Source organism: Sphaerotilus sp. (assembly GCF_041083715.1).
In the GTDB taxonomy this organism is placed as follows: Bacteria; Pseudomonadota; Gammaproteobacteria; order Burkholderiales; family Burkholderiaceae_C; genus Sphaerotilus.
Map to the genome: position 1 here is coordinate 1 of NZ_JBFPGY010000315.1, position 6,328 is coordinate 6,328.

Consider the following 6,328-nt stretch of genomic DNA (forward strand, 5'->3'; position numbering starts at 1 on the left):
GGCGTTCGACAGCACCAGCCCGAACGGCAGCAGCGCCGCCCAGCCCAGGTCATGCGCCTCGCCCCTGGGCCGGATCACGACCAGCGCGCCGACCATCCCACCCGCCAGCAGCAGCCAGCGCAGCGGCGGGATGCGCTCGCCGAGCGTGAGCGTGGCCAGCAGCGTGATCAGCAGCGGGGTGAGCATCACGATGGCGGTGAACTCGCCAACCGGCATCACCTGCAGGCTGAAGAAGGCCAGCACGCTCAGCGACAGCAGGCTCAGGCCCCGCAGCAGTTGCAGCCCCGGCCGCTGGGTGCGCAGCAGCGCGGTGCCCCGGCGCGGCAGCACGGTCAGCGCGGTGAACCCGACCTGGAACATGTAGCGCGCCCAGACCACCAGCCCCACCGAGGCGATCGCGCTGGCGACCTTGACACCCGCGTCGAAGCAGGCGAACAGGGCGACGGCGGCGATGACGAACAGGATGCCGTGGAGGGTGCGGGAGGGAGTGGCGGTGGGCATGGGGACAGGAGGCGAGGGGAAGGCGCCACTGTAGCGACTAATGGAAAACCCTAGGCATCAAGATGCCCGGCTTTTGCGTCTACGCACCAGGCCAGATCAGATCACCACCCCCGGATCATCCGCCTGACACTCCCGAAACACCCGCACCGAACACCGCGCGCAGACCGCCCGATCCAGCCGCGGATGAATCGCCGCGATCGCCTGCTGCTTGTCGGGAAACACATGGTCCCGCCCCAGTCGGTCGAGAAACCCGGTGCGGGTCCAGATCCGGATCACCTGCGGGCGGGGGCGGTGGAAATACAGGTCGCCGCCCGCGGCGCGGCGCTCGCGCAGTTCGGTGTCCCAGACCTCGACGCCCGCCAGGTCGAGGAAATTCATGCTCTTGGTCATCACCAGCAGGTGTTTCTGTCCAGGGTCGTATTCACGCAGCGCGTGCAGGTGTTCCGCCACATGGGTCGCGGCGCCGAAATACACCTCGCCCTCCATGCGCAGCAGTTTCAGTTGCGGACACTCCGGCAGTGCGCCCGGCGTGTCGCCGCGGACGACGAACCGCCGGTCCGGGCTGGTGCGGTCAAACCCCATCGTGCGCATCGCCGGGCGTGAGGTCTGATAAAGATAGGCGACCAGCGACAACCCCGTGCCGATCAGGATCGCCATCTCCAGCCGCAGCAGCAGCGTGGCCGCCAACGTCGCGCCGGCAATCGCCAGATCGGTGCGATCCAGTCGGGCGAGACGGCGCCAGCGCGGCAGGTCCAGCAGCGTCCACGCCACCAGGATCAGCAGCCCGGCGATCGCGGCTTGCGGAATATGGGCCAGCAGCGGCGACGACACCGCCACCAGCACCAGCAGCCACCCCGCCGACGCGACCCCCGCCAGCGGCGTGCGCGCCCCGGCCTCCAGGTTCGGCACCGAGCGGTTCAGCGAGCCGCAGCTCAGGTAACACGAGAAGAAGCCGCCGACCACGTTCGACAGCCCCTGCCCCAGGAACTCGCGGTTGGTGTCGATGCGCTGGCCCGAGCGCGCCGCCATCGCCTTGGCGATCGACACCGACTGGCCGAGCGCGATGATCGACAGCGCCAGCGCCTTGTCGACCAGGTCCGGCACGCGCGCCCAGTCCACGTCCGGCACATGGAACGACGGCCACGGCGACGGCAGCACGCCGATGGTGTGGACCGCCCAGCGCTCCGGCAGCAGCGCGGCCAGCACGCCCGCGCTCACCAGCCCGATCAGCATGAACGGCCAGCGCGCCGCCTGCAGCCGCAAACCCGCCGCCACGCCCAGCGCCGTCAGCCCGACGAGCACGGCGCCCGGGTTCGCCTGCGGCAGGTGCTGCCAGCTCTGCAGCAACACGCCGCCCGACCCGAGCCCGCGCGGCACGCCCGCGTCCATCAGGTCACGCAGCGCGTGGATCGCGATCAGGCACGCCGCGCCACTGGTGAACCCGAGCAGTGCGGCCGGCGAGATGAAGTTCGCCAGCAAGCCGAGCCGCAGCGCGCCCACGGCGGTCTGGATCACCCCGACCATCACGGTGACCATCAGCGCGAGTTCGATGTAGCCCGGACTGCCCGCGGCCACCAGCGGCGCCAGCATCGCGGCCAGCGCCAGCGAGTTGGCATTGGTCGGGCCGGAGACGACGTGCCAGCTCGATCCAGCCAGCGCCGCGATGACCGTCGGGACCAGCGCGCTGTACAGCCCGTACTGCGGCGGCAGGCCGGCGAGCGACGCGAACGCGATGCCCTGCGGCAGCACCAGCAGCGCGCCGAGCAGGCCGGCCTGCACGTCGGCGCGCAGGGTGGTGGCGTTGACGCTGCGGACCCAGGGGCCGAGGAGGTGGGAAAGGAATGGACGGGCGGCGGGCGGCATGGGGTGAATCATAGGCCAGGGGGTATGCCGTCAACCCTCCCTGCGGGGTCACAGGATCAGGTCGCCTGCATCCAGGCCTCATTCGCCCCCAGATGCTCCCACCCCAGACAGGCCAGCGCCACGGTGCGCGGTACGGGCTTCGCTCCGCTGCGGTAGTAGGCCAGCATACGCCGCGACAGTCCCAGCGCCTGCGCCGCCGCATCCAGACCGAGCCGGTGTCGCGCCATCCAGTTGAGGATGAACTCGTGCGACACACCACCCGCCTGCTCGATCGCCCGGGCGCGCAGGTTGTCGGCGGCCAGTTCCAGATCGCTGTCCGGGTCATCGCCCCAGACAACACTCCCGCCCCACTCACCGACCCGTGCCGTGCCGAACACCTGTGGATCACGCAGAGCCGACAGCAGCGGGTGCCCGTCCACCAGCGCCTTCAGGTCCACGCGCAACACGGCGCCATCGGCATAGACGAGTTGCAATCCGGCGTCCGCCTCGGCTTGGACATCGGTCAGGGTGAAATGTCGGTTGCTCATGGGTTGAGTGCTTTCCATCCAACCCGTTGGTCCATCGCGTACATCGTTAGGGTGCAGCCGGGCAGTCTGGCGAGAGTGGGCATGGCGCCAGTTTAATGCAATGGTTGCACTTTCACGTGGGCCGACCGGCCTGCACCCACACCTCGGTCGCCCGCAGCGTCAACCGATACCGCGCACAGTGATGCACGGTGCGGCATCGCTCATGGGTCACGCTTCCACCGCCGCGATCACCCCGCCCCCCAGGCACACGTCCCCGTCATAGACCACCGCCGACTGCCCCGGCGTCACCGCCCACTGCGCCTCGTGGAAGTGCAGCCCGAACTCCCCCGCCACCGCGCCCGGCCCGGTCAGCAGACACGCCGCGTCCGCCTGCCGGTAGCGCGTCTTGGCGGCCAGCGCCCCGCCCGCCGGCGGCTCGCCCGCCACCCAGCTCGCATCCGCCGCGAGCAGGTGCCGCGACTGGAGCCACGGGTGCCCATGCCCCTGCACGATGTAGAGCGTGTTGCGCTCGGTGTCCTTGCGGGCGACGAACCACGGCTCGTGCTCGCCGCCGCCGCGTGCGGCGCCCTTCTCCTTCACGCCGCCGACGCCGATGCCCTTGCGCTGGCCGAGCGTGTAGAAGCTCAGGCCCACGTGCTCGCCGAGCAGGCGCCCGCGGTCGTCGCGGATCGGCCCCGGCTCCTTGCGCAGGTAGCGGTTCAGGAAATCGCGGAAGGGCCGCTCGCCGATGAAGCAGATCCCGGTGGAATCCTTCTTCTTCGCGTTCGGCAGGTCGATCTCGGCGGCGATGCGGCGCACCTCGGTCTTGTGGATCTCGCCGACCGGGAACATGGTCTTCGAGAGCTGCGCCTGGTTCAGCCGGTGCAGGAAGTAGCTCTGGTCCTTGCTCGGGTCCAGACCCTTGAGCAGCTCGAAGCGGCCGGTCGTCCCGTTCTGGCGCACGCGGGCGTAGTGGCCGGTGGCGATCTTGTCGGCGCCGAGGCGCATCGCGTGGTCGAGGAAGGCCTTGAACTTGATCTCGGCGTTGCAGAGCACATCCGGGTTCGGCGTGCGACCGGCCGAGTATTCGCGCAGGAACTCGGCGAAGACGCGGTCCTTGTAGTCGGCGGCGAAGTTGACGTGCTCGATCTCGATGCCGAGCACGTCGGCCACCGACGCCGCGTCGAGGAAGTCCTGGCGCGTCGAGCAGAACGCGCTGTCGTCGTCGTCCTCCCAGTTCTTCATGAAGATGCCGATGACCTCGTGGCCCTGCTGCTTCAGCAGCCACGCGCTGACGGCCGAATCCACGCCGCCGCTCAGGCCGACGACGATGCGCTGCTTCGCTGACTTCGCTGGCACCGTCATGGCTGTGGCCCGATCCGGTCCTCGCACCAGACGGTGTCGAGCGGCTGGCGGCGGCCGGCGAGGTGGTCTTCCATGCAGCGCAGCAGCATCGGCGAGCGGTGGCGCGCGACGCTGGCACGGACCTCGTCCGGCGTCATCCAGACCGTGCGGAGGATGCCGGCATCCAGCGTGGCACCAGGGATCGGCGCGCCGACCTGGCCGCAGTAGGCGAAGCGCAGGTAGGTCACGTCCTCGGCCGGGTCGGCCTCGCGGTGCATGCGCGCCAGGTAGACACCGAGCAGCGCCTCGGGCACGAAGTCGCGGCCGGTTTCCTCCAGCGCCTCGCGCACGACGCCTTGCAGCATCGACTCGCCTGGCTCCAGGTGGCCGGCGGGGTTGTTCAGGCGCAGGCCGTCGGGCGTCTCTTCCTCGACCAGCAGGAAACGCCCCTGCTCCTCGATGATGGCCGCGACCGTGACACTGGGTTTCCAACGATGTTCACTCATGTCGCGATCGTACCGGCTTGGAGAAGTTCGCCTGGGCGAGAGGTCGCATCAGTGAGGGATCTCACGGGGGTGGGAGATTCTTGCATTGTGTGTAAGCTGAACCTTCCCAACCGAGGAGGGGTGAGATGCTGGTAGGAGTGCCAAAAGAAACGGCCGCCGGGGAGACCCGCGTGGCCGTGACGCCTGAAACGGCGAAAAAACTGAAGGCGCAGGGACACACCGTGCGCCTCGAATCCGGCGCAGGTCTGCGCGCCAGTGCCACCGACGAGGCCTATGCCGCCGTCGGCGCCGAGATCACCGACGCTGCGGGCGCGCTGGGTTGCGACCTGGTGCTGAAGGTGCGTTCGCCATCGGCGGACGAGCTGACGCGGATGAAACCCGGCGCGGCACTGGTCGGCATGCTCGATCCGTTCAACCGCGACGGACTGCAGGCGCTGGCTGCCGCGAAGCTCACCAGCTTCGCGCTCGAAGCCGCCCCCCGCACCACCCGCGCGCAGAGCATGGACGTGCTGTCGTCCCAGGCCAACATCGCCGGCTACAAGGCGGTGATCATGGCCGCCGACCGCTACCAGAAGTTCTTCCCGATGCTGATGACGGCGGCCGGCACGGTGAAGGCCGCCCGCGTCGTGGTCCTGGGCGTCGGCGTGGCGGGCCTGCAGGCGATCGCGACCGCCAAGCGGCTCGGCGCGGTGATCGAGGCGTCGGACGTGCGGCCCTCGGTGAAGGAGCAGATCGAATCGCTGGGCGGCAAGTTCATCGACGTGCCCTACGAGACCGCCGAGGAGAAGGAAGCGGCGGAAGGGGTCGGCGGCTACGCGCGGCCCATGCCGCCGAGCTGGCTGGCGCGCCAGCAGATCGAGGTCGCCAGGCGCGTGGCGCAGGCCGACATCGTCATCTCCACCGCGCTGATCCCCGGCCGCGCCGCGCCGACGCTGATCACCGCCGAGATGGTCAAGGCGATGAAGCCCGGCTCGGTCATCGTGGACATCGCCGCCGGCCGCGGCCCGGACGGCGGCGGCAACTGCCCGCTGACGGTGGCCGGCGAGACGGTGCAGGTCCACGGCGTGTCGATCATCGGCGAGACGAATCTGCCCGCGCTGCTGGCGGCGGATGCGTCGGCCCTCTACGCCCGCAACGTGCTCGATTTCCTCAAGCTCGTGCTGGCCAAGGACGCCGCCGCGCTCAACGTGCCGATGGACGACGACATCGTCGCCGCCTGCCTCATGACCCGTGACGGTCAAGTCACCCGGAGCTGAAACACCATGGATGCGGTTTCCCCCACGATCATCAACCTGATCATCTTCGTGCTGGCGATCTACGTCGGCTACCACGTCGTCTGGACCGTCACGCCCGCGCTGCACACGCCGCTGATGGCGGTGACCAACGCGATCTCGGCCATCGTCATCGTCGGCGCGATGCTGGCGGCGGCGCTGACGGAAACCGGGCTGGGCAAGACCATGGGCACGCTGGCGGTCGCCCTCGCCGCGGTGAACGTCTTCGGCGGCTTCCTGGTCACGCGCCGGATGCTGGAGATGTTCAAGAAGAAGGACAAGAAGGCCACCTCCGCCAAGGGAGAGCACGCATGAGCCTCAACCTCGTCACCCTGCT

The 6,328-nt window shown here is 69.4% G+C and carries 7 protein-coding genes; 2 read left to right on the top strand and 5 right to left on the bottom strand.

Translation table 11 applies throughout. The features are described 5' to 3' along the window. From AB3X43_RS14605 to AB3X43_RS14625, 5 genes are all read right to left on the bottom strand, one after another. On the bottom strand, positions 1-501 hold a 501-nt coding region (locus tag AB3X43_RS14605), incomplete at its 3' end, for an EamA family transporter (RefSeq protein WP_369430590.1). 96 nt (positions 502-597) lie between these two features. Then, positions 598-2,364: a SulP family inorganic anion transporter gene (locus AB3X43_RS14610; RefSeq protein WP_369430591.1), complete on the bottom strand. Its 1,767-nt coding sequence runs from the start codon at positions 2,362-2,364 to the stop codon at positions 598-600. Positions 2,365-2,420: 56 nt separating this feature from the next. Continuing rightward, complete coding sequence (locus AB3X43_RS14615; RefSeq protein WP_369430592.1) at positions 2,421-2,891, bottom strand: DUF2442 domain-containing protein; 471 nt, start codon at positions 2,889-2,891, stop codon at positions 2,421-2,423. A 207-nt stretch (positions 2,892-3,098) separates the two neighbouring features. Next, on the bottom strand, positions 3,099-4,235 hold the full coding sequence (gene mnmA, locus AB3X43_RS14620) for a tRNA 2-thiouridine(34) synthase MnmA (RefSeq protein ID WP_369430593.1): 1,137 nt from the start codon (positions 4,233-4,235) through the stop codon (positions 3,099-3,101). Beyond that, entirely contained in the window at positions 4,232-4,720 is a 489-nt protein-coding gene (locus AB3X43_RS14625; RefSeq protein WP_369430594.1) for an NUDIX hydrolase, read from the bottom strand. The genes mnmA and AB3X43_RS14625 overlap by 4 nt, the downstream gene beginning before the upstream one ends. Before the next feature lie 125 nt (positions 4,721-4,845). Between AB3X43_RS14625 and AB3X43_RS14630 the strand changes: the two genes are divergently transcribed. Both AB3X43_RS14630 and AB3X43_RS14635 read left to right on the top strand, forming a co-directional pair. After that, on the top strand, positions 4,846-5,976 hold the full coding sequence (locus tag AB3X43_RS14630) for a Re/Si-specific NAD(P)(+) transhydrogenase subunit alpha (protein WP_369430595.1): 1,131 nt from the start codon (positions 4,846-4,848) through the stop codon (positions 5,974-5,976). Between the two features lie 6 nt (positions 5,977-5,982). Next, on the top strand, positions 5,983-6,306 hold the full coding sequence (locus AB3X43_RS14635) for an NAD(P) transhydrogenase subunit alpha part 2 (protein WP_369430596.1): 324 nt from the start codon (positions 5,983-5,985) through the stop codon (positions 6,304-6,306). Positions 6,307-6,328 lie beyond the last annotated feature (22 nt).